The organism is Vibrio sp. 1978 (assembly GCF_033344345.1).
The window spans coordinates 1-23,481 of the sequence record NZ_JAWPOP010000001.1 but is presented as its reverse complement, the minus strand read 5'-3'; the positions used below and the strand labels follow the sequence as shown (position 1 = coordinate 23,481).

Below are 23,481 nucleotides of genomic sequence, written 5' to 3'. Positions count from 1 at the left end.
CCGGTACGAGGTGATGAAAATACAGTTACACGGTAGCTATACGTTGCTGTCTTGCTGCAAACGAATGGCAATATTGCGTGTCTGGACATAGCTATAAATCGCTTCTTGTCCTTTTTCTCGCCCAAAACCGGACAAGCCCACGCCACCAAATGGTGTTTCGATGCCACCAGCAAACCATTCATTGATGAACACTTGTCCACCACGCAGTTGCTGTGCCACATGTAATGTTTGGTTTAGGCTTTCACCAAAAACACCAGCGACCAGGCCAAAATCGGTGCCATTCGCGATCTCGATTGCTTCTTGCTCAGTTTCAAACGGTGTAATCACCAATACAGGACCAAACACTTCTTCTTGTGCAATGCGCATATCTGGCGTGGCTTCAATCACTGTTGGTGCCACAAAGTAACCCGATAGATCAGGTGCGTAGCCACCCGTTAGGATATTCGCGCCGTCGGCTTTTGCTTGTTCTATCATTTCAAGCACGCGTGCTTGTTGATCAGCAGATACCAACGGTGTGATGTCCGGCTGGCTTTCGCCTTGGCCAATGGTTAGGCTTTTTGCCATTTCCACTACTGCCGCTTGTACTTCTTCATAACGCTCTTTTTGAATCAGCAAACGAGACATTGCCGAACACACTTGACCAGCGTTAAAGAAAATACCGACCTGAACGCTTTTCAAAAGTGTTTCGAGGTTCGCATCTTTCAGCGCGATAGCAGCCGATTTACCACCCAGCTCCATCACCGATGGAGTAGCGCGTTGCGCTGAATCTTGCAGGATGTGTTGGCCGGTTGGAACGGAACCCGTAAAGACAATTTGATCGACCTCTTGGTGCTGCACCAAATGACTGCCAACGACTGAGCCTTTACCGCATAGAAGGTTAATCGTACCTTTCGGGAAGCCCGCTTTTTCAATCGCTTGAATCAACAGAGTCATGGCAAGTGGGGAAATCTCTGGCGATTTGATCACCACTGCGTTACCTGCGGCTAATGCAGGTGCCAATGAGCGTGCACAAATAGAGACAGGGAAATTCCACGGCACAATCTGCACCGACACGCCAAACGGCACATATTGAGTGAAGTCGACATAGTCTTTACCCAACGGAATTGACGTGCCTTCCAGCTTGTCGGCCATGCCTGCGTAGTATTCAAAGTAACGTGCCGACTCTAAAAACTCATCTTTGGCATCTTGCAAAGATTTCCCATTTTCACGACAGGCAACTAACCCACCCTCATCAACCATTTCACGAATAGCTGCGGCGGCTTTTAACATCCACTCGGTTCTGACGGCTGGACGAACGTCCGAAAGAAGGCCTTGATTGACCACTCGACGTGCCGCTGCCATTGCGCGGTCGGCATCGGTGATAGTGGCTTCTGCAATCGTCGCATACGCTTCGGCTGTGCCAGGGTTAATGACGGTCAGCGCTTGATCTGAATCGCACCACTCACCATCAATATAATTAAGGTAATGCATCATATTACTGCTCCAGTGCCGCTTTCACTTGCTTTGCCAACCAGGTTTGAAAGAAATGCGTCGGAACATCCATTTCTGGTGAGAACACACCACCACCAAAGCCAGGTGAGTAACGACCTTCCTGCATGCCCTCGACCGCTCCAATATCTTCGCCGAATACGACTCGCCATGACTCAACGGTAGCAGTACGGCACGCAGCGAACTCATCTTTCGTTGCTTCATCACCCACATAGAAAACACGTAGGTGCTCAACACTTTTATTCGCAGTGATTGGTTCAATCATCATTGCAAAGGCATGATCGGCTTGAATACCAAGCAACACGTTTGGAAAGAGTGCAACATATTCTGCATGACGCAGTTTATCTTCTGGCCAGCTTGGAAATTTAGGTAAGTGTGTTCCTGCAGTATCAGAGAGGTTGTATGCGAGACTACCTTGGCCAGCAAAACGCTCTGCAAACATGATGTTGTAGTGATCCTCTAGGCGAGAATAACTGTTCAAACTCGGATGCACCCAAGGTAAGTGGTAAGCTTCACAGTAGTTTTCTACGGCAAGCTTCCAGTTACTTTTCACTTCTATCTCTAAGTTGCCACCCATGTTCACGCGGCGAAGAAGCCCTAATCCTTCTTCACCTAAGAATTGCTGCCAACGTTGCTCTAGCGGCGCGATATGCTCTTCAAAGCTTTCTGCATTGCCCGATAAGTTGACGAATACCATGTCCATCCAAACGGCTGAACGAAGTGGCTTAAGGCCGTGCTTTTCACACTTAAATCGGTCATCTTTGTGTTTTGCGATACCACCGATGTGTGGTGTGCCTTTTAGATTGCCGTCAAGATCGTACGTCCATGAATGGTAAGGACAGCGAATCATGCCTTGAACTTCGCCTGCCTCATGAACCAGCTTCATACCTCGGTGGCTACACACGTTGTGGAAGACTTGGACTTCACCTTGACGATTTCTCATCATGAGTAGTGGAAGATTCATGAAATCAAGTGGCATTACATAACCATTTCTAAGCAGGTCTGATGCAAAACCAATACATACCCAAGTGTTACCAAACACCTGATCACGCTCAAAAGTAAAATACTCTTCGCTGGTGTAGGCCTGATTCGGCATTCCTGTTGCTTCACTGATTGGGTTCAGTACATTATCAACAAGTTCAACAGGAATAATGGTTTGGTTGACATTGCTCATATTCTTATCTCCGAGAGTCGAGTTGCATCCAGTGCGTACAACATCGTGTTGTGTTAGTGGAGATAATTTTGATTAACAACCCGGCAACAAACAAACGACTTTTTCGCCGGGCTTGGATGAGTTTTTGTCATTCATGCATTGATCTCGAACAAAAAAATAACCTCTTAATTAACAATGATCTTCTTGTCATGATTAATACTCATTAACCGATGAGTATTAATCAGTTGAAACACAAAAGCCCTCTCTCTACTCTCTTTCAAAAATTAACAATAACGCAACAAACAATAACGTTAAAACAAACGCACTGTGAGGGATGCTTATGAGAGCAACATCTGGGATATTGAAAGGACTCAATCCGACTGTGACAATCGCATCAAAGATCGTCGTTATCGGTTTTGTACTTTTCTGCGCCATTCTCGCCAATCAAGCGGGCCAATACTTCGAAACGATTTCCGGCATTTTGCTACAGAATATGAAGTGGTTTTACATCGGACTTGTTTCACTCGTTGTCGGTTTTCTTCTTTACCTTATGGTTAGTCGATATGGGCATATTCGTTTGAGTAAAGATGACGAAAAACCAGAGTTTAGTTATTTGTCTTGGGTATCCATGCTTTTTTCCGGAGGCATGGGGATAGGCTTGATTTTCTGGTCGGTCGCCGAACCGATGTGGCATTACGCTGACAACCCATTTACTCAAGGCCTGACCAATGAAGCCGCAACAACATCAATGAAACTGACATTCTTTCACTGGGGTCTACATCCTTGGTCTGTCTTTATTATTGTTGCACTCGCATTAGCCTACTTTTCCTACCGTAAAGATCTGCCTTTTACCCTACGCTCTATCTTGTACCCTTTGATTGGTGATCGTATTTATGGGCCTATCGGACACACGGTTGATATCCTAACAGTCGCGGTGACTGCTTTCGGTATCTCTCAAACCTTGGGGATGGGAGTTATCCAAATAAACTCTGGTTTGAATCAAGCCTTTGGTCTAGATATTAGTTTGGGGATTCAACTCTTTATTATCGTTTCCCTTTGTACTTGTGCGGTTGCGTCGGTGCTATCTGGTGTAGGAAAAGGTATTCGCCGTTTATCAGAATGGAATATGCTGCTCTCACTCGCACTCGTGCTAGTCGTACTTTACATTGGTCCAACTCGCTATATCTTAAATACGCTACTCGAAAGTACGGGGCTTTATGCACAAAACATTGTCGGTATGAGCTTATGGAGCGATGCACAGAATGACTCTGGCTGGCAAAACTGGTGGACGGCTTATTACTGGCCTTGGTGGATGACTTGGGCGCCTTTCGTTGGCATGTTTGTGGCTCGTATCTCTAAAGGACGCACAATACGTGAACTTATCGGCGGTGCTCTCATCGTACCCACGCTAATCACGTTTTTATGGATTTCAGTATTTGGTGGTGCAGCGTTGAAGGTAGAGCAAGACGCTCGTGTTGCTCATCAAGAGCAAGTCACTGCGGCACAAGAAGCCAAACAAACACCACCTGCGGCTTTTTCTGGCGGCCCGATTCTTGAAGCGACTAAAGCTGATACGACACGCGCTTTGTTTACGCTATTCGACAATCTAGATACAGGTATGTTTGGTAAACTACTTAGCGTGCTTGCGTGTTTATTACTCGGTACTTATTTCATTACCTCCGCTGACTCAGGTACCTTAGTTCTATGTACCCTCGATGCCGCTGGACACAGTGAGCCTCCTACGTCTATACGCGTATTGTGGGGAATCATGATCGCTGCCATTGCGGGAGTGCTTCTATATGCAGGAGGGTTAAAAGCAATGCAAACGGCCTCCATTATTGCCGGTTTCCCTATCGCGATTTTTATCGCGGTGATGAGCTTAACGCTGTTCCATAGTATTCGACGCGAACCTAAGCCATGGGCAATGCTTCCTGAACATGTTCACCCAGAGCAAGAGAAACTTGATGGTCCTGTTGAACCGCTTGTTGAAAACAAAACTGTGGCTTCCGAGCCTATCGCTTCAAGATCCTCGCTGGAAGATGATTCCACACTTAATCAGGGACCAGTACTAAGTTAGTGCGTCGTTTCATCAATCAATTAAAAAAGCGGGAACTGATATTCCCGCTTTTTTAACATGACCAAACTCTGTTATTTTCTCTGCTTATTGATTTAAGCTAAGCCTCGATCACCTACCTCATCTGGCAACTGATGCAAAAGCCATTCTCTAAAACGTTTGACGCTGGCTGGGATTAAACCTCTATTTTTAGGTTCAAGCATAGAAAAATTGGAAGGTGTTGAAAGCACGTGTTCGACTGGCCTAACCAAAGCGCCGCTTTGTAAATAGTCGTCCACTAATGACCCCCAGGCTAACGCGATTCCCTGACCATTAATTGCCGCTTGTAACAGCATTGGATAGTTATTGATGTTCATGCGATTACGAGGCGAAATATTTGGCAACCCCACACTTGCAAACCACTGCTCCCAATTCACCCAATCTCTTTGAGACTCTTCCAGATAGAGTAACGTTTTATTGAAGATTTCTTCTGGCTCACTAGGCTGGCCGATTTTCTCTAAATAAAGCGGGCTACACACAGGGAATACTTCTTCTGAAAATAGCGTTGTCACATCCATTTCCGCAGGTGGAGTGCGACAATAAAACAAGGCGAGATCGCAATCTAATCGGCGTAAGTCCAACACATTATCTGAGGCCAATATCCTTATATCGATGTCATCATGTTCATTTTGAAATTGAGCAACCTTAGGCAACAACCACAAGGCTGCCATTGCATTTGTCGTCGCAACCGTGATCTTTTGTTCGCCCTGCCATTTCTTCACTTCACCCGTGATTTGAGCAATATCGAGCAAAGATTGGCTGACAGCTTGATAATATTGAAGACCTGTAGGCGTTAAATTAATGCTTCGATTGGCTCGCGTGAACATAGCCTTGCCTAAGTATTCTTCTAATTGTCTAATTTGACGACTGATAGCACCTTGGGTCACGTTTAGCTCGTCAGCGGCTAATGTAAAACTCAAGTGCCGCGCCGACGCTTCAAACGCAACGAGGCTATTTAAAGGTGGGAGGGGTTTGATTTTCATGTATCTTCCAGTAAGGCAGTATTGTAATTATTTTTATTCCCGGCAATCTTATGTTGCACGTGGATAATGCCATTCTGGACAACACCCCAAAAACGACAATTTATAAATGATAAAAAATAGAGATGAATCATAAATTGTTGTGAGAGAGACTGCCGTATACAGTTTCGTGGCTACAACGAGCACAAAAAGAGGAGCAGTTACTCCTCTTTTGCCTAGCCTTTTGCTCACTTTCTTCGAGTTAGCCCATTTACCCTATTGCCAATTTAGTGCTCGCGTAACGCGCTTTTTTCTTTCTTGGACTGGCTAAGAAGTACGCCAAAGTAAGGGGGCCTAATCGTCCCATAAACATCATGAAGATGATCACTAACTCACCCGGTTCGGATAAACTGCCCGTTAAGCCTCGCGACAAACCAACCGTACCCAGTGCCGAGACTGCTTCGAACATAATGTCTAACATAGACGCTTTCTCTGTCAGTAACAGCGTGAATATGGCAAACCAAGTCACCCCCACCGAGATCAGAGTCAGCGCCAATGCCTTGCTGATGGTCTCTTTGGGAATCTCGCGTTGAAAGGCATAGGTTGCTTCATCGCGACGCAAATAGCTGTAAGTTGCCAAGACCAATACCATAAATGTCACAACTTTAATGCCACTTGCCGTACTCAATGATCCACCGCCGATAAACATCAACACCAGAATGATCGCCGTTGTGGCATCTTCCAACTGATCGATAGCTAAAGTGTTGAACCCTGCCGTTCTTGGCGTCACCGCTTGAAACCACGATGCCCACCATTTCCCTGCTTCGCTCAAAGGGCCAAGCGTGTTGGGGTTCTCATATTCAATCAGGTAAATCGCGATAAGTGCCACCACGTTAATGATCACCGTGCCTAAGATCATCATTCGACTGTAAACGGTGAGTCGGTGCCAACGGCGATTGCGTTTTAAGTCAATCCAAACCGAGAAGCCTAAACCACCAATAATGAACAAACTGGTAATGGTGAAGTTAACGATCGGGTCGTCCACGTAAGGCATTAAGCTATCGGCACTCAACGCAAAACCTGCATTGTTAAACGCACTGATGGTGTAGAAGAAACCATGGAACAAACTGGTTTTCCAACCCAGCTCTTCACTCCAATAAACGCTCAAAATAGTGAAACCAATAAGTTCAACGAGCAGAGCGAACATCAATACAGATTTAGCGGTGGCAATGAGTGTCGATGAGTCAGTTTGGTTGAACGCCTCTCTCGCGACGGCTCGCTCCAAAAAGCCAATTTTTCCGCCCAGAGCCAGCAAGGTCACGATGGCAAACGTCATTAAACCTAGGCCACCACATTGAATCAGGAAAGCAATAACCACTTGCCCAAAAGGCGTAAACGCCGTGCCCGTGTCTACCACAACTAATCCCGTCACCGTAATGGCCGATGTCGCAGTAAACAGGCTTTGAATCCAAGTGATGGGCTCTGTGGTGGCAATCGGCAGTTTGAGTAAGACCGTGCCGAGCATGATCAAGCACGCAAAGCTGAGGCTAAGTATTAATGGCGGTGCGCCCAACAATTTTTTGCCCGCTTTGGGTTTTCGCTCGATTGGGATAATAGAGGGATGCCACAAAACCATGTTACACCAACCTTGGAGCGACGTATTTCAGCTCAGCGCGACTACCACAAAGCAACAGCGTGTCGAACTCATTAAGCACAAACTCATCATTGATATTGGTGTAGATGGCTTCTTCGCGCTTCACCAAGATCGGCTGAATGTTGTAACTGCCTCGGCTGATCAACTTAGAAAGCGGCGTATCGTGCAGATTGGATTTAACGTGGATTTCCACCACATACAAGCCATGCCCCATTTCCAAATAGTTGTTCACCATCGGATAGTTGAGTGCCTGTGCGACTCTTACGCCCATCTCCTCTTCCGGATGAATAATGCGTTGTACACCAAGCTTAGACACTATGGTGTGGTGTGCTTTGGTGCTCGCTTTGACCCAAATGGATTTCACACCCAGATTTTTCAGCGCCAGAGTACACAACAAACTGGCTTGCATGTCTTCGCCAATCGCCACCAACACCACATCACTGTTTGCTAACGCTAACTCTCTGAGTGCACCTTCGTCTGTTGCGTCACATATGACCGCTTGCGTTAACTCCTCGACGTATTTTTCGACGATTTTCGGGGCGCTATCCACCCCCGTTACGGTGTGTCCAAGATGAATAAGTTCTAAGCTGGCGGCAACGCCAAATCGCCCTAGACCAATTACTGTAAAGTGAGCCATATCAATACCTAACTGTGTTTTATGTATAGAAAATGCTAATGCGTTAAGGGCTAGACTGATTTTCCGTCACGGAAAATAGGCAACACGAATCCTGTTCGAGTGCCGATAACCAGCACTAAACCTTGGCATTAACGTTGATTAAATTTGGAATTTAGTGGTGCTTGGACGCCTCTAGCACTAAACGATAACCCAGCCCCGGCTCGGTTTTTAAAAGTCGCTGTTCGTCAGCACTATCGTTCAGTTTTTTGCGTAGTTGACTCACTAACACGCGTAAGTAGTGAGTATCTTCGACATGACTTTTTCCCCAAATCACCGCTAGCAAATGAGTTTGCTCAATGAGTTTTCCCGGCTTGAGAATCAACTGTTCAATGAAAGAAAATTCTTTCTTGGTGAGTGGAATTTCCCTCTGATCCAACCAAAATTGGTGGGTGCTTTTGATGATTTTGACTCGGCCAGCCACCAGCTCATCAGCGATGGATTTCTCATCCACCAAATCTCGAACCAGCACTTTGATGCGCGCGATGAGCTCTTTTACGCCAAAAGGCTTGCTCAAGTAATCATTCGCGCCCGCTTCTAAAAGGCGGATTTTTTCCTCTTCTTGATCGCGAGCCGTCAGCACTAGCACTGGCGTTTTATACGTCTGACGAAGCGTAGTGAGAAACTCCTTCCCATCGCCGTCGGGCAAGCCTAAATCTAGCAGAATGACGTGCGGCGAATGCGCTTCGAAACACGCTTTGGCTTCTGCAATGGTACTCGCGCCAATGTAATCAAACCCTTCAGCAGACAGCGAAATTCGAATAAAGGTATGAATGCGAGGCTCATCGTCCACGACTAAAACTTTGTAACTCACGCCTGCTCTGCTCCTGGATTGAGTGGAAGTCGAATGCGGATCAGCGTCCCTTCTGATACTGGCATAGATTGAATCTCTCCTTGGTGTGCGATGATGATGCCTTTGGCAACCGCGAGTCCCATTCCGGTGCCTGAATCGGCCGATTTGTTGTTCGCGTCGGAATAGAAAAGGCTGAATATTTTTTCCGCATCTTCAGCTTTGATGCCAATCCCCATGTCCCGAACATCAATCACGCACGACGAACCCTGCTTAGAAAGTGAAACCTCGACAGATTCATTCTCTGGTGAAAATCGCATGGCATTATCCAACACATTAAAAATCGCTTGCTCGATGAGCGAACGACTTACTGACAAATAATCAACGGAATCATCCATATTCATGGACACTTTCTCGGTGTAATTTGGCAAACGAGAAACCGCATCCCGAACAATATCTGCAATCAACTCATCTTTTTTGGTAATTTTTAATGTGCCGTGCTGGAGCTTAGTCGCCTGTAAGAGGTTCTCGATATATTGATGCAAGCGATGGCTTTCTGAAGTCGCACTGTCGAGCAATTCTTTACGCTCTAAGTCATTGAGCTTGGGCATGTACTCGTTGAGTGTGGTCAATGTTCCAATAATGGTTGCCAGCGGCGTGCGTAAGTCATGGGACACCGATAGCAGGATGCTGTTTTGCAGCTTGGTTTGTTTTAACTCGCCCTGCTGGCGACGATAAAGATCCGCAAAGGTGCTGGTGATAAATGCCACCACCATAAACACGACTAAATTAAAAATGTCTTCCGGACGAAACATCTGCAAAGAGTAACGAGGTGTCGTAAAAAAGAAGTTGAAGCTCAGCGCTTCGATCACCGCCGCCGCATAAGCGAATCGCGAGTTGCATTGAAACGCCACTACCACGACCGCTAACTGTAAAATCAGCAGGACGGCAGCCGTAGAGCCAAACAGTTGGTCTAACAACCATGAGACGACAACCGCGCCAACAATCACGGTAGTAGAAAAGAGAAAGGTGTTATCTCGCCATTGAACAAACATAAAATACATCAACCAAAATTCGATGTAGAAAACTTTAGCAAAAGCCCATTCGGAGTTCGCGTAAAAAAAGCGTAAAAAATTCAATAACGACAGTGAGTTATAAACATAATCATCATTAAGTTGGCCTAACTTAATGAATAATCACAAGTTAACGTTGCCCATTAACGCCTACTTACTCGGTATAAACGACAGACACAAAAAAGAGGAGCATTTGCTCCTCTTTCGTGTAGCGTCATATTAGATGACTTGCAGTTGAGCATCACCTTGCTCAGACAAAAATCCGCCGGTTTGATGCTTCCACAACTGAGCGTAAACACCACCCAATTGCAGCAGCTCGTAATGCGAGCCTTGCTCAATGATTTTGCCGTCATCCATTACAATCAAACGATCCATCGCGGCAATCGTTGATAAACGGTGAGCAATCGCAATCACTGTTTTTCCTTCCATCAGAACTTCAAGGTTTTCTTGAATTGCCGATTCTACTTCTGAATCAAGTGCAGACGTTGCTTCATCCATGATCAAAATTGGCGCGTTTTTCAGCAGAACGCGAGCAATCGCCACACGTTGACGCTGACCACCAGACAGCTTCACACCGCGTTCACCCACTTCAACGTCATAGCCAACGTTACCTTGCTCGTCTCGTAGAGATTGAATGAAATCATGAGCATGTGCTTTCTCAGCAGCTGCGATAACGGCATCCATTGAAGCATCTGGATCACCGTAAAGAATGTTCTCTTTAATTGAACGATGCAGCAAAGAGGTGTCTTGCGTGATCATACCGATGTGTTGGCGAAGCGACTCTTGTTCGACTTGAGAAATGTCCTGTCCATCAATACAAATCTTACCGGTATTTACGTCGTAAAAACGCAGCAACAAGTTGACCAACGTGGATTTACCTGCCCCAGAACGACCGACAATGCCGACTTTTTCGCCCGGTTTGATAGTCAGGTTCAAGTTCTCAAATACCGCCTTCTCGTCACTGTAGTTAAAACCTACGTGATCAAAGCAGATCTCACCTTGGGAGATTTGCAAAGGCTTAGCATTTGGTACGTCTTTCACTTCAACATCGTTTGAAATCGTATTAATACCGTCTACTACTGTACCGATGTTTTCAAACAGTGCGCTAACTTCCCACATGATCCACTTCGACATACCTTGTACGCGCAATGCAATACTGATGGCAATCGCAATAGCACCAATTGTTACAGCGTGATCTAGCCATAGATAAACCGAAATGGCACTAATAGACATCAGCAGCAAATAGTTGATGGCATCCACACTAAACAGTAAACAAGTCACCATGCGCATTTGGCGGTAAACCGTCACCAAAAATTGCTTCATGCTGCTTTCTGCGTATTCCAACTCTCGTTGCGAGTGCGCGAATAGCTTTACGGTAGATATGTTGGTGTAAGAATCGACAATGCGCCCAGTCATTACAGAACGAGCATCCGCTTGCTCTGTCGCTACTTGTTTCATTTTAGGGATAAAGTAGAACTGGATAACCGCGTACATTCCTATCCAAATCACAATAGGTAGCATTAGCAAACCATCGGCTTCGCCCATCATCCAAAGCATCGAAAGAAAATAAACGCTGATATAAACCAGTACATCCACCAGCTTCATGACCGTTTCTCGTACCGCTAACGCACTTTGCATCACTTTGGTCGCAACTCGGCCTGCAAAGTCACGCTGGAAAAATCCAACCGCTTGTTTTAGCAAGTAACGGTGAATCAACCAACGGATAGACATCGGGTAGTTACCCAATAACGTTTGGTGCATCACCATTGAGTGGACAAAACCGAGAGCTGGCATCACAACCGCCACTAAGAACAGCATCATTAGCATGCGATCACCCTGGTCTTGCCAGAATGTTGCGCGATCTTGATTAGAGAGAATATCGACGAGCTCGCCCATATAACGCAACAGCGTCACCTCAGTAATGGCAATAAGCGCACTGAACACAGCCATAACGAGTAAAGGGGCTTCAAAGCCACGAGTGTAAAAACGACAAAAGCCAAATAGCGTCTTCGGTGGCTTTTCGGTTTCCATCTGGGGAAAGGGTTGGGTCAGCTTTTCAAACCAATTGAACATAACAATGACTTTAGGTACCGCGAATGAATTTGCGAACGTTTTACTATCTTTTGATACAAAAGTCAGTAAAATACCGAAACAAAAGCTCAAATGATAATAATTACAATTAAGCTTAGCGTTAATCATAATTATCGGGAATAGATTTATGCAAAAGAATAACTCACTGACCATCGCTATCCGCAACGCGTTGGTTTGTGCTTTAGCACCTACAGCAGTGGTTGCATTCACAGCACAAGCTCAAGAAGACGTCGTACAAGATGACGTGATTGCCATGGAGACCATAACGGTCACCGCGCAAGCACTTAAAGTAGAAACCCCGGCAGCAGAAACGCCGCGCAGCGTATCTATCATTTCTGAAGATGAACTTCGTGTTCGTGCACCGAAAAAGCTAGATGAAGCATTACGCTACACGTCTGGTGTAACCGCTCAGCCTTATGGCGCAGACAACGACACTGATTGGTTCAAAGTTCGTGGATTTGATGCAGCGACTTACCTAAACGGCAACCGCCTATTCCGCGATGGTTACTACACATGGTTGGTCGAACCTTACGGCCTAGAAAGTGTAGAAGTCGTTAAAGGTCCATCGGCTATTCTGTTTGGTGAATCGGCACCAGGCGGTATCGTGAATGCTGTTCAGAAAAAACCAACGTTTACGCCTCAAGGCGAAGTAAAAGTCGAAGTTGGCAACAACCAACACCAATCCGTAGGTTTTGACATTGCTGACGAAGCAAACGACGCAGGCACTGTGCGCTATCGTTTGGTTGGCTTGATGACAAGCCAAGATGGTGAACTGGACGGCACAAATAACGAGCGTTTCTACCTAGCGCCAAGTGTCGAGTTCGACATTTCTGACCGTACAATGCTGACCGTTTTGGCAACTTACCTTCATGATGACGGTGTACCAACTAACCCATTCTTCCCGGCAGCAGGTACTCTGATTGGTTCTAACTTTGGCAAAATCGATCCTTCGACTAACCTTGGTCAGCCAAACTACGATAAATACGAACGCACGCAGTTTTCTCTAGGTTACTTACTAGAGCACGACATCAATGACATGTGGTCACTCTCGCAAAACCTCAATTACGGTTCGAATGAGTTGTACTTGCGCAGCTCTTACGCGTTCTCAAACAACGATCCAGCGAAAGAAGAGTTAACGCAAGGCATCGTATTCCGTGACGGAAAAAACCAGAGCATCACGTTCGATAACAATGCTGTCGGCAACTGGATGACAGACAACGCAGAGCACACAGTGCTTATCGGTATGGATCTGCAATTCCACAAAACCGATGGCGACGAGCAAGACAACTATGCATTTGGCACTATCAACCCGTGGAACCCAGTTTACGGCAACTTCACCCCTCTTGATCCTGCCAACAACGTGAAACGTGAGATTGAGAAATCTCAAGCAAGTCTCTATTCACAATACCAATTGAAACTGCATGAACAGTGGGTTGGTAACATAGGTGCTCGTTACGACTGGGTGAAAACAGAAAACTCTGGCAAAGGCGCTACCGTTGATCAAAGTGAATCTCGTGATGATGGTCAGCTCTCTCTAAGTGCGGGTGTGATGTACCTTGCAAACAATGGCCTGTCACCTTACGCAAACTACTCTCAGTCGTTTGAAGTGATCAGCACTATTGATGCGGCAACCAATGAACTTTACAAACCGCTGGAAGGCGAGCAAGTAGAAGTGGGTGTAAAGTATGAGCCAAGCTTTATGGATGGCTTTATCAACCTTGCATGGTTCGACATCACGCAAAAGAACGCGTTGGTCACTAACCCATCAACATGGATTGCGACACAAACAGGTGAAGTGACATCTCAAGGTATTGAGCTAGAAAGCACGGCGCAGCTAACCGACGATCTAAAACTGATGGCAAGCTACACCTACACTAAAGCGAAAACAGATGAGAGCTTTGGCCAAGGTAAAAAACAAGCCGCACTTATTCCTGAGCATCAAGCGTCTGCATGGGTAGACTACAGCGCCTACAGCCTGATTCCAGGCCTCAATATCGGTACTGGTGTGCGCTACGTAGGTGAGTCAAAAGATAACCCTAAGAGCTCGAACCTAACGGTTCCTTCTGTCACTCTTTGGGATGCGTCAGTCACTTACGACATCACTTCACAGTGGCAAGCACAGCTAAACGTGAACAACATCCTAGATAAAGAGTTTGTTTCAGGTTGCGATTACTGGTGTTACTACGGCCAGTCTCGCTCTGTTATGCTAAACGCAAACTACCGCTGGTAATTGTACTTCTACTCCCCTCTATTGAGGGGAGTTTTCTCCTAAGAGCCATCCATGTTTCAACTGTCTAATATTGAGATCGTGCGAGGTGGACGTCAGATCCTCGGCATCGAACAACTTAACATCCCAACAAATGAGCTAACGGTCGTTTTAGGCCATAACGGTTCAGGTAAGTCGACACTGGTGAACCTGCTTTCTGGTCAAATGCCACCAGATAAAGGCACGGTAACACTAAACGATACTTCCCTTTCATCACTCAAAACCAAAGAGTTGGCAAAACAGATCGCCTATTTGCCACAAAAGCTGCCCTCTTCGGCTGGTTTAACGGTAGAAGAGCTAGTGCGCTTAGGTCGCTTTCCGTGGCGTGGGGCACTTGGTCGTTGGAAAGCTGAAGACAAACAGATCATCACGCAGGCTATGGAACGAACAGGGGTTACACCTTTTGCTCAAGCTTTGGCGGATGACTTATCGGGCGGCGAGCGCCAACGCGCTTGGGTGTCTATGCTACTGGCTCAACAATCGCCAATTTTAATTCTCGATGAGCCAACCTCGGCGCTCGATGTTCACCATCAGTTTCAACTAATGGCGCTGCTGGCAGAACTGAATCGAACCGAGAACGTAGGCATTATCGTGATCCTGCACGATCTGAACTTAGCCCTGCGCTACGCCACCCACATTGTTGCGCTCAAAAAAGGTAAAATTGCCTTTGAAGGCAACGCCGACATGTTGTTAGACGAGGCACGCCTTTCTAAACTATATGAGTCACCAATTAAGCTGATTGAGCACCCAAGCCCGGCTAACACATTAGCGAGCCAAAAGGTGGCTGTTGTATGCGCATAATGGCTCGTTTACTTACTGTGGTTACACAATCTGCTTTTCTCCTCGTATTTTTTATGACCAATGCACATGCAGTCATCACCGTTACCGATGAATATGGTGAGCATAGTTTTGAGCAAGCGCCTCAACGCGTTGTTGCCTTAAACTGGGACATCTTAGAACAAGTTTTGGCGCTAAACGTAGAACCAATCGCAGCCCCAAATTTACCAGGCTACCGCCAATGGGTCGTCAATCCAACAGCACCAGAGTCAATTGAAGATATTGGAACCCGAGCAGAGCCCAACTTAGAAAAAATAGCCAGTTTGAAACCAGATGTCATCCTTGCTGCGTCTCCACAGCAAGACTTGATTCCGTTACTCAAACAAATTGCTCCGGTAATCTATTTACCTAATTTTTCTGAAAATGAGGCCGCAGCTGAAACGGCCATTCGTCACTTTCGTACACTCAGCAAGCTATTCAATAAAGAGGCACTTGCTGAACAGAAACTGGCAGAATTAGATGCTTCATTTGCGCAGATGCGCCAGCGAATTCGCCACTATTACTCTGCTCCACTCAGCGTTCTTGTGATGCGATTTTCAACCCCGAATACTGTATTACTTGCAACCGAAAACTCCACCACTGACTACGTGGTTAGAAAACTGGGATTACAGGCTCCAATTAAAGAGGACCCACGTGCGTGGGGAGTAAAGCAAGATCGAATCAATCGGCTTCAGAGCCTTCAAAACAGCTACGTTCTCTACGTACAACCTTTCCCAGAAGAACGAAAACTGAAAGAGTCGCCACTTTGGCAAGCGATGCCGTTTGTGAAAAAGCAGCGGGTAAATTCAGTCAGAGCAGTGTGGGCGTATGGCGGTGCCATGTCTTTGCAATACACCGCTGAAGCGATTACCGACAGTCTAATAGAGTTGGCACCAGAACAATGAGAACGAAACATTATATTGGTTATCTGGCGCTGATTACATTACTTAGCGTCTTTAGCCTACAAATTGATACTAATTTATCACTTTTCGAACAATGGCAATTATTAACAAAACCAGAGGTAGCAACCGAGTTTCGTGACGTATTCTTTACGCAAGCGCAGCTTCCTAGGTTAAGTATGACCCTGCTTGTTGGTGCCATGCTTGGTCTCACCGGCAGCTTAATGCAGCAATTAACGCAGAATAACCTCACCTCGCCGTTGACTCTTGGCACCTCTTCTGGTGCTTGGCTTGCATTAGTCGTGGTAAACATTTGGTTCGTCGATTGGGTCGCCGATTACTCTGCATTAGCCGCAATGTTTGGGGCTTTAGTGGCGTTTGGCCTGATCGTATCAATTGCCGGTGTGCGTAATATGACAGGTTTGCCGTTGGTCGTTTCGGGGATGGTGATCAATATCTTGCTCGGTTCTATCGCCACAGCCATTATTATTTTAAACGCCCAGTTCGCACAGAATATTTTTATGTGGGGAGCAGGAGACCTCTCTCAATACAGCTGGGATTGGTTTGAGTGGTTATTGCCTCGCTGCGCTATCGCAATCGTAATTTTGATCGTCGCACCACGTATTCTGACCTTAATGAAACTAGGACAAGAAGGCGCAGCAGCCCGAGGCTTAGCGGTATTACCCGCGTTTGGTGCGTTAATGGTGATGGGTATTTGGCTGGTATCTGCCTCCATCACCGCAGTTGGTATTATCAGCTTCATCGGATTACTGACACCCAATATTGCCAGAGCGATGGGGGCAAGAACACCGCGCGACGAATTGATCAGCAGCATGCTTTTGGGCGCAATGCTACTAATCATCACAGACTCTGCCGCTATCTCGCTGAGCTTATGGTTAGAGGAAACCATTCCTAGCGGCGTAGCGGCTGCAGCTATTGGCGCTCCCGCTTTAATTTGGTTTACTCGTAAAAAACTGACGGCAACCGATCAACTTAACCTTTCAATGAGCCAAGGAAAAACGGCGCTTTCTAAACGCGCGGTATGCAGCATTGCGCTATTCAGTCTGGTTGGGATTCTAGCTTACTCATTCGTTACCCATGGTATAAACGGAATTCAATGGTCTGTGCCAGGTGAGTTCCAATGGCAATTGCGCTGGCCGCGCATGTTAACCGCACTTTCTGTCGGTATTGCGCTATCCGTTGCCGGAATCATTTTGCAACGCATAGTTTACAACCCTCTGGCAAGTCCCGATATTCTCGGTGTGTCTTCCGGAGCCACGTTTGCCATTATTACGACAGGAGTCATCGCTGGGTCGCTTCTCTCCGCATTTAGCTGGGGTATCGCTTTTTTCGGAAGTATGTCCGTATTGATGTTATTGCTGGTTATCGGTAAACGAAGCCATTTTAATCCATCTAACTTCGTGTTGTCCGGCATCGCACTAACGGCACTATTAGAAGCCCTCGTTCAATTTTCGCTAGCTCAAGGCTCAGGTGACAGTTACAAAATTTTATTGTGGCTAACTGGTTCTATTTATCGAGTCACAGCCGACACCGCACTGATGTTATGTTTGGCCATAATAGTTCTGCTTGCCGCTGTATTCTCGATTTCTCGTTGGCTAACACTAATTTCCATCGGGCGACAATTCTCAAATGCACGAGGGCTTAACCCTACCGTAGCCAATACGCTTATGCTCACCATCGTTGCTTTGTTATGCGCCTTTTCTACCGCTACAGTTGGACCAATATCTTTTGTTGGCTTGATCGCTCCCCATATGGCGATGATGTTAGGAGCAAGAAAAGTGAAAGAGCAACTGTGTGTCGGAGCCTTAATTGGCGCAACCCTAATGTTGTGGGCAGATTGGCTAGGACAAATCGCTATTTATCCAAGTCAGGTCGCAGCTGGCACGTTGGTCGCTATTATAGGCAGCACTTACTTCCTATTTTTAATGCTGAAGAGTAAATTCAGCTAAGTTGGGAATATTTTGACTGCCTAAAAATACGCTAAGAAACACAAACCCCGCTATTTTGATAGCGGGGTTTGAAATTAAAGGCGAAGTACGATGCTCTATTCTTCTCGCACTACAGGAAAACGTTGCTCATAAAGTTCCATAAAGTCCTTACGAATTAAATGCTCTAAGTGGTTCGCTTTATCGGTTGGGCAGAAAATCATCACGTGCAGAATTTGTTCGCCATTAATGTTACTAGAAATATGCATATGTGGCTCAGAACCAGGAAGGTCAACACCAGCATGTTTTTCAATCATCGCATTGTAACGATGTGCAACATCAGCAAAGTAACTGCAATGTTCTTCAATTTTATCAGTTAAAATCGGTAACAGTGGATACAAATTGACGAAGTCTTTCACCACTACAGAAAAGTTGTGGTAAACGTACCGCTTCATGAAGTTGAGGTTCTTTACTGGATAGGTAAAGAACATACTATTAGGCAATGTCGCTGTTTTGCCGGTGTAATGATATTGCCCGTGATGCAGGTCGATCTCTTGAATCACCGTCGCCATCATATTGTGCTCAATCACTTCACCGCATAACTTCCCGACCTCAATCCAGTCCCCAACGCGAAAAGAACGTGAACTTGCTCTTTGAATCGAACCCGTAAAACACAAAATGATTTCTTTGGATGCCACTACAATGGCAACGGCAATCGCCGTTACACTCAGAGCAAACTCGTTAATTTCTGATTGCCATAAAATAAATAAAATCAGTAATGTAACAGCAAAGGTGCCATTTTTAGTTCTGGACATCCAACTACGCTGATCTTCTGAGAGAAAAGCGTGATCACCACGAATCATCGATAAAATTGCACGACGAATTAACCACATAATCGCAAAGATCAGTGCGGTAAAAATCAATTTATGAGTGAGAAGAAAATCGACAACTAACTGCACTTTCTCCATTCCACGGCTCCCTCGAATAAAAATACGGCCCAGTAACAGCTAACGATAACAAATTATTTTGTCTGTTGTCCGTGCTCACTCAAGTCTTTTTGAAATTACTCCTCTCTGAAGGCGCGATTCATGCTTTCTGTAATTGGCTTTATTAGGTAGCTCAATGGCGTTCGTGGCTCAGATAAAATAAGCACTTCGGCATTCATGCCTGAGGTTAAACGATGTTTTGTCACATCTTCCGGTGAAATTGCAATTCTAGCGAGATAAAAATCTTCTTGGTTTTCTTGCGAGAGCTTATCGGCAGAAATCGTCAGCACAGTACCGTCTAAAGGTGCCAACGTCCGTGCATTCAGAGCGGTCAGACGAACATGCGCTTGCTGGCCTGGATTCACTAAATCAATATCCTGAGGATTAACACGAGCCTCGACTAACAACTTATCGTCTTGCGGGACCAGTTCTAGTAACGTTTCACCCGAGCCAATCACACCTTTTTCGGTAAACACTTGCATGTTGACTACGCGACCAGAAATAGGTGCGTTGATCGTTGTTCTTGCGACAATATCTTGAGCGGAGCGATATTCTTCCCGAATTGCGACAATTTCCGTTTTGGTATTTCGTAGTTCCTCGACAATCTCATTCAGCCTTTCAAGCTTCAACTCTTCAATTTGCGCTAGGTTCTCATCTAACCTTTTTCTAACGGTGAGCGACTGCCTATCTAACTGGCTTAAGGTACTTCTCACCTCCGCTGCTAAGCGCTTGAGTTGAAGTAAAGTAGATTTTCCCGAGAAACCTTTTTGCACCAAGGCTTGGTTGCTGTCTATTTCTTCAGCAATAAAGTTGAGCCGTTCCGTCTCAATCACTTTGGTTTGCTGAAGGTTTTCAAGCTCTAAGTTTGCTCCAGAAATACTCTGCTCAATGATACTCAGTTTACTATCAAAGAATCGCTTTCTCGCTTCAAAGATCTTGTTTTGAACCAGTTGTGCTTCTTGTACGATATCGACACGGGGAATGCTTTCAAGATCATCAGACCATACAATCGTTGGAAGCTCATCAAGCTCCGCACTTAAACGGTTTTCCTTTGCTAGAGTATGGATAAAACGACCACTTAACGAATCCAACTTAGCCATAGCTTGACGCTTAGAAAGTTGAATTAATAACTGACCTTTTTCGACTAAATCCCCTTCCTGTACATATAGCTTTTCAATAATACCGCCTTCTAAATGCTGAATTTCTTGTCGCTTAGTGAGAACAGACAAATCACCATAAGCAATCGCTGCACTTTCTAATTTGGCTGTTGCAGCCCAGTAGCCAAGGCCTCCAAGAAAAACACTTAAGGTCACCACACCAAGTAAAATTGGTTTTCGAAAGCTTAGTCTCGCTTTGGGGCTAAAACGGTATACGATCTCGGTAGAACTCTGATTAACGGTTGGCAGTTGATTGCTCATTTCTTACCCTTGGGATATCTGTTCTTTCTTCGCCCATCAAACGTTTTAATACTTCATCTTTAGCGCCGTATAACTTGACTCGGCCGTCAGCCAAATACAACAGCCTATCCATTTGTCGTAACGTACTCGGATTGTGGGCAATGACGATAATCGTTGTACTCTGTGCTTTTAAATGGGCAATCAAACGTTGATACGCAGCCTCTCCCTCACCATCGAGGTTGGCATTCGCTTCATCGAAAATCACAATAGGTGGGTCGCCATAAACGGCTCTTGCAAGAGCGATTCTCTGCCTTTCCCCCCCAGATAAACCACGGCCATTTTCACCAATAATGCAATCATAGCCTTTGTTTTTCTTGAGTATTAATTCATGACATCCTGCTAGTTGCGCCGCCTTGATGACTTTAGCGGGGTCTTCTTCTTTAAAGCGCGCGATGTTCTCTCGAATTGTGCCAGGAAATAACTCCACCTCTTGAGCGAGATACCCAAAATGCACGCCGCGATCTTCAGATGCCCATACGGAGACTTCCATTCCATCAAGAGTCACTTTACCCGCTAATGGCTTAACCGTACCTAATAACAGCCGAGCAAACGTCGATTTACCCGTACCAGAAGGGCCAATCACCCCAACAGCAACACCCGGAGGAATCGATAAGCTGATCGATGAGAGCACTGGTTCGGTTGCTCCAGGATGGCGATAGGCCAGTCCGGTAAGCTCATAGTGTCCTTTTGGTTTAGGCAGTGGCATATCTGATTCATCTTGGCGCACGATCGCATCGATTTCTTTCAACCTTTTATAGGCGCCTTTAGCAGACATCGCGCTTCGCCACGTGCCTATCGCCTGCTCCATCGGCGATAATGCCCGACTCATTAATATGGAGCTCGCGATCATCGCCCCTGCCGTTATCTCATGTTGGATAACTAACCATGCACCACCTCCCAGTAAAAATATCTGTAATGAGCCACGCACAAACTTAGAAAAGTTAGCCATGTAGATAGACTTACCTGCAACTCGCTCTTCAAGCACATTCACTTCGCTCACGCGCGACTGCCACTTCTCTAAAAATGCATTCATCATCCCCATTGCGAGAATTGAATTGGAGTTTTGCGTGGCTAATTCTGCGTTGTTGATATGAGAAATCGCTCTGACTTCGCTCTCTTGCATTGTTTTACGCGTCATTAGCTCATTAAGTAGACCTAGGCTAAACAATACGATAGATCCAAGTAACGCGATGTGACCTAGTATCGGGTGCAATAAATACACAAATAAAATAAATAGCGGTGTCCAGGGCGCATCCAACAGTGGATAAGGTGCTTGACTGCTCAAAAAGCTTTTGATGTTCTGAATGTCTCTCAGAGTTTGCGAGGTATAACTCTTCCCAGTATGTGATTGATATTGAATCGTGCGCTTGAGCATGAAAGCGGAGAGTTTTGTGTCCATCCAATAACCAAAAGATTTACTCATTTGTGCTCGTGCAATGTCGATAATGGACATGGTTAACAGCGCAACAATTACGATGACAGTGAGCAAGAATAAAGTATCGGTTGAGTAGGAAGATATCACTCGGTTGTACACTTGAAGCATGTACAACGGAATCGAGAGAACCAATAAGTTGATAAAAAGGCTAAAAACGATCAGCAAGCCCGCAAGCGTGCATAGTTTTTGTTTCACTTCTTTGAAAACCGTTTTTTGCACGACTACTTCCGTTTAACGTGAAAATTGTAGGCGCCAGAAATACTAGCGCCTAGCTTAAGGTAACCTCAAATCGCTCTAGAGTGTCCGATTAGTGCACCTCAGCATGGCAGAGCCACGCAAACTAATTCCCATCCAGAGTTATTTTCAGTCGTTTAGATTACGAACAGATCTGCACCATAGGTGTTGATGTCAGTTTCAGTCACGCCAATAAGTTTCACTGTTAGATCAGCCCCATCGGTAAACACTGCATTCCCAACTGCATCGTAGCTAAAGCTTAAATCACCAAAGTCAGTGACAGAGTCGCTAATGATGTGCAAAGAGTCTTCACCAATGGTGAAATCAACAACTTTGGCTTCGCCATGGCCACCAAACTTATCCGTGAACACAAACTTATCGCCATTGCTGCCGCCAACTAAAACGTTGTCACCAGAACCAGCAACAAGAATATCTTCACCGACACCACCATTTAATTTATTGTCACCCAACAAACCCAACAGCAAGTCATTACCGGTACCACCGCCGAGGTAGTCGTTTCCTGTACCAGCCCTAAGGATGTCATCTCCAGCACCACCAGTTAGGCGATCGTCGCCGTCGCCGCCGATCACATAATCATTACCGCCACCGCCAACAAACGAGTCATTACCACCAAAACCGATAAACAAATCATCGCCGCCATCGAAATCAGCAAATTGGTTATTTACACCTGCATCGCCTAAATACGTGTCATTGTCACTTGCGCTCATTTTTATTCCCTCTTAGCTTATTAATTGAATAGACCTTCTGTTCCACGTCTGACTAGATTCGTCACGACATGAGAAGTCTAATAGTCAACTGAATAGGAATAAGTTTGAATATGGGATGATATTTCAGACTGACATTTTAATAATAAATATAAAATTTAGTACTTTATAGAGTATTTTCTTTTTATTACAGCAAGTTAATACTAGTACTACAGGTTTCTCTTAGCCCAACTTGTAGCTTGCGTACGGTTCTTTACTTCTAACTTTCTAAAAATATTGTATAGATGTGATTTAATAGTATGCTCGCTGATAAATAAAGAATCAGCGATTTCCATATTTGAACCACCTTCTTTCAACATTTTTAAAACCTGAACTTCACGCCGAGTAAGCTCAACCTCAATAGCAGGTTCGATAATGCTATTTACTTCTCTGCCTCGATAATAATTTACTAGCTGATCAAGTAATCTTCGAGACAGCCAATTATCCCCTTTTATTATTGCTTTTAATCCCTGACAAACCTTGTCCATTGAATCTCCTGGACCAAATATACCTTTTACATGAGGCCAAGAAGCGAGTTCTTCTGTGTCTAAGTCATAACCTAGATTAAGCATTATGGTTCCTAGCACTTTATTACTATCTTTTAAATCCCGATTTCAGATAATAAGTGCGACATTCATGGATAGGTGTAGAAGAGGAAGTCAACTACTGAAAGTGGTACGCTCT

Annotated in this window: 17 protein-coding genes and 1 pseudogene; 5 read left to right on the top strand and 13 right to left on the bottom strand. The window is 45.4% G+C overall.

Features of this window, described 5'->3' with window-relative positions; all coding sequences use genetic code 11:
- Positions 1-36: 36 nt before the first annotated feature.
- Positions 37-1,473 carry an aldehyde dehydrogenase family protein gene (locus R8N49_RS00090; protein WP_258489893.1) on the bottom strand — a complete coding sequence of 479 codons (1,437 nt, stop codon included), beginning with the start codon at positions 1,471-1,473 and terminating at the stop codon, positions 37-39.
- Between the two features lies 1 nt (position 1,474).
- Complete coding sequence (locus R8N49_RS00085; protein WP_005375185.1) at positions 1,475-2,662, bottom strand: aromatic ring-hydroxylating oxygenase subunit alpha; 1,188 nt, start codon at positions 2,660-2,662, stop codon at positions 1,475-1,477.
- A 319-nt stretch (positions 2,663-2,981) separates the two neighbouring features.
- Here R8N49_RS00085 and R8N49_RS00080 point away from each other — a divergent pair, with 319 nt between their 5' ends.
- Positions 2,982-4,718: a BCCT family transporter gene (locus R8N49_RS00080; protein WP_318189844.1), complete on the top strand. Its 1,737-nt coding sequence runs from the start codon at positions 2,982-2,984 to the stop codon at positions 4,716-4,718.
- Between the two features lie 92 nt (positions 4,719-4,810).
- Here the strand turns inward: R8N49_RS00080 and R8N49_RS00075 are convergent, their stop codons facing one another.
- From R8N49_RS00075 to R8N49_RS00050, 6 genes are all read right to left on the bottom strand, one after another.
- A complete protein-coding gene (locus tag R8N49_RS00075; RefSeq protein ID WP_054578636.1) occupies positions 4,811-5,737 on the bottom strand; it encodes a LysR substrate-binding domain-containing protein in 927 nt (308 codons plus the stop codon).
- 247 nt (positions 5,738-5,984) lie between these two features.
- Positions 5,985-7,349 (bottom strand): TrkH family potassium uptake protein, encoded by a 1,365-nt coding sequence (locus R8N49_RS00070; protein WP_065275452.1) that lies wholly within the window; start codon positions 7,347-7,349, stop codon positions 5,985-5,987.
- A gap of 1 nt (position 7,350) precedes the next feature.
- Entirely contained in the window at positions 7,351-8,004 is a 654-nt protein-coding gene (locus R8N49_RS00065) for a potassium channel family protein (protein ID WP_025768537.1), read from the bottom strand.
- A 151-nt stretch (positions 8,005-8,155) separates the two neighbouring features.
- Positions 8,156-8,854: a response regulator transcription factor gene (locus R8N49_RS00060; RefSeq protein ID WP_025768538.1), complete on the bottom strand. Its 699-nt coding sequence runs from the start codon at positions 8,852-8,854 to the stop codon at positions 8,156-8,158.
- Positions 8,851-9,885, bottom strand: coding sequence for a DUF4118 domain-containing protein (locus tag R8N49_RS00055; protein WP_025768539.1), 1,035 nt, complete (start codon positions 9,883-9,885; stop codon positions 8,851-8,853). Before R8N49_RS00055 ends, R8N49_RS00060 begins: the two co-directional genes overlap by 4 nt.
- Positions 9,886-10,122: 237 nt before the next feature.
- Positions 10,123-11,976 (bottom strand): ABC transporter ATP-binding protein, encoded by a 1,854-nt coding sequence (locus R8N49_RS00050; protein ID WP_033906862.1) that lies wholly within the window; start codon positions 11,974-11,976, stop codon positions 10,123-10,125.
- 145 nt (positions 11,977-12,121) lie between these two features.
- On the opposite strand from R8N49_RS00050, the gene R8N49_RS00045 reads away from it, so the two are divergent.
- Genes R8N49_RS00045 through fhuB form a run of 4 tightly spaced genes read left to right on the top strand, consistent with a single transcriptional unit; the run spans position 12,122 to position 17,945 of the window.
- Positions 12,122-14,224, top strand: a complete 2,103-nt coding sequence (locus R8N49_RS00045; protein ID WP_318189843.1) for a TonB-dependent siderophore receptor — start codon at positions 12,122-12,124, stop codon at positions 14,222-14,224.
- 51 nt (positions 14,225-14,275) lie between these two features.
- Positions 14,276-15,061: an ABC transporter ATP-binding protein gene (locus tag R8N49_RS00040; protein ID WP_017635311.1), complete on the top strand. Its 786-nt coding sequence runs from the start codon at positions 14,276-14,278 to the stop codon at positions 15,059-15,061.
- Positions 15,052-15,981: an iron-siderophore ABC transporter substrate-binding protein gene (locus tag R8N49_RS00035; RefSeq protein ID WP_052484250.1), complete on the top strand. Its 930-nt coding sequence runs from the start codon at positions 15,052-15,054 to the stop codon at positions 15,979-15,981. The genes R8N49_RS00040 and R8N49_RS00035 overlap by 10 nt, the downstream gene beginning before the upstream one ends.
- The gene (gene fhuB, locus R8N49_RS00030; RefSeq protein ID WP_258489888.1) at positions 15,978-17,945 is read left to right on the top strand and encodes a Fe(3+)-hydroxamate ABC transporter permease FhuB; all 1,968 of its coding nucleotides are present in this window, start codon (positions 15,978-15,980) and stop codon (positions 17,943-17,945) included. Before R8N49_RS00035 ends, fhuB begins: the two co-directional genes overlap by 4 nt.
- 95 nt (positions 17,946-18,040) lie before the next feature.
- Here fhuB and R8N49_RS00025 read toward each other — a convergent pair whose 3' ends face one another.
- From R8N49_RS00025 to R8N49_RS00005, 5 genes and pseudogenes are all read right to left on the bottom strand, one after another.
- Positions 18,041-18,889 carry a mechanosensitive ion channel family protein gene (locus R8N49_RS00025; protein ID WP_005375171.1) on the bottom strand — a complete coding sequence of 283 codons (849 nt, stop codon included), beginning with the start codon at positions 18,887-18,889 and terminating at the stop codon, positions 18,041-18,043.
- 95 nt (positions 18,890-18,984) lie between these two features.
- Positions 18,985-20,325, bottom strand: coding sequence for an HlyD family type I secretion periplasmic adaptor subunit (locus R8N49_RS00020; RefSeq protein WP_005383906.1), 1,341 nt, complete (start codon positions 20,323-20,325; stop codon positions 18,985-18,987).
- Positions 20,300-22,018, bottom strand: coding sequence for a type I secretion system permease/ATPase (locus tag R8N49_RS00015; RefSeq protein WP_132936300.1), 1,719 nt, complete (start codon positions 22,016-22,018; stop codon positions 20,300-20,302). The genes R8N49_RS00020 and R8N49_RS00015 overlap by 26 nt, the downstream gene beginning before the upstream one ends.
- A gap of 152 nt (positions 22,019-22,170) precedes the next feature.
- Positions 22,171-22,761 carry a calcium-binding protein gene (locus tag R8N49_RS00010; RefSeq protein ID WP_005375168.1) on the bottom strand — a complete coding sequence of 197 codons (591 nt, stop codon included), beginning with the start codon at positions 22,759-22,761 and terminating at the stop codon, positions 22,171-22,173.
- Positions 22,762-22,967: 206 nt separating this feature from the next.
- A pseudogene (locus tag R8N49_RS00005) lies at positions 22,968-23,402 on the bottom strand (LuxR C-terminal-related transcriptional regulator); the annotation flags it as partial.
- Positions 23,403-23,481: the final 79 nt, after the last annotated feature.

Bases quoted from the DNA above. Each gene is read 5' to 3' on its own strand.
- R8N49_RS00010 (WP_005375168.1), bottom strand. From the start codon at position 22,761: ATGAGCGCAAGTGACAATGACACGTATTTAGGCGATGCAGGTGTAAAT.
- R8N49_RS00065 (WP_025768537.1), bottom strand. From the start codon at position 8,004: ATGGCTCACTTTACAGTAATTGGTCTAGGGCGATTTGGCGTTGCCGCC.
- R8N49_RS00090 (WP_258489893.1), bottom strand. From the start codon at position 1,473: ATGATGCATTACCTTAATTATATTGATGGTGAGTGGTGCGATTCAGAT.
- R8N49_RS00055 (WP_025768539.1), bottom strand. From the start codon at position 9,885: ATGTTTGTTCAATGGCGAGATAACACCTTTCTCTTTTCTACTACCGTG.
- R8N49_RS00085 (WP_005375185.1), bottom strand. From the start codon at position 2,662: ATGAGCAATGTCAACCAAACCATTATTCCTGTTGAACTTGTTGATAAT.
- R8N49_RS00080 (WP_318189844.1), top strand. From the start codon at position 2,982: ATGAGAGCAACATCTGGGATATTGAAAGGACTCAATCCGACTGTGACA.
- R8N49_RS00020 (WP_005383906.1), bottom strand. From the start codon at position 20,325: ATGAGCAATCAACTGCCAACCGTTAATCAGAGTTCTACCGAGATCGTA.
- R8N49_RS00050 (WP_033906862.1), bottom strand. From the start codon at position 11,976: ATGTTCAATTGGTTTGAAAAGCTGACCCAACCCTTTCCCCAGATGGAA.
- R8N49_RS00070 (WP_065275452.1), bottom strand. From the start codon at position 7,349: ATGGTTTTGTGGCATCCCTCTATTATCCCAATCGAGCGAAAACCCAAA.
- fhuB (WP_258489888.1), top strand. From the start codon at position 15,978: ATGAGAACGAAACATTATATTGGTTATCTGGCGCTGATTACATTACTT.
- R8N49_RS00040 (WP_017635311.1), top strand. From the start codon at position 14,276: ATGTTTCAACTGTCTAATATTGAGATCGTGCGAGGTGGACGTCAGATC.
- R8N49_RS00045 (WP_318189843.1), top strand. From the start codon at position 12,122: ATGCAAAAGAATAACTCACTGACCATCGCTATCCGCAACGCGTTGGTT.
- R8N49_RS00025 (WP_005375171.1), bottom strand. From the start codon at position 18,889: ATGGAGAAAGTGCAGTTAGTTGTCGATTTTCTTCTCACTCATAAATTG.
- R8N49_RS00035 (WP_052484250.1), top strand. From the start codon at position 15,052: ATGCGCATAATGGCTCGTTTACTTACTGTGGTTACACAATCTGCTTTT.
- R8N49_RS00075 (WP_054578636.1), bottom strand. From the start codon at position 5,737: ATGAAAATCAAACCCCTCCCACCTTTAAATAGCCTCGTTGCGTTTGAA.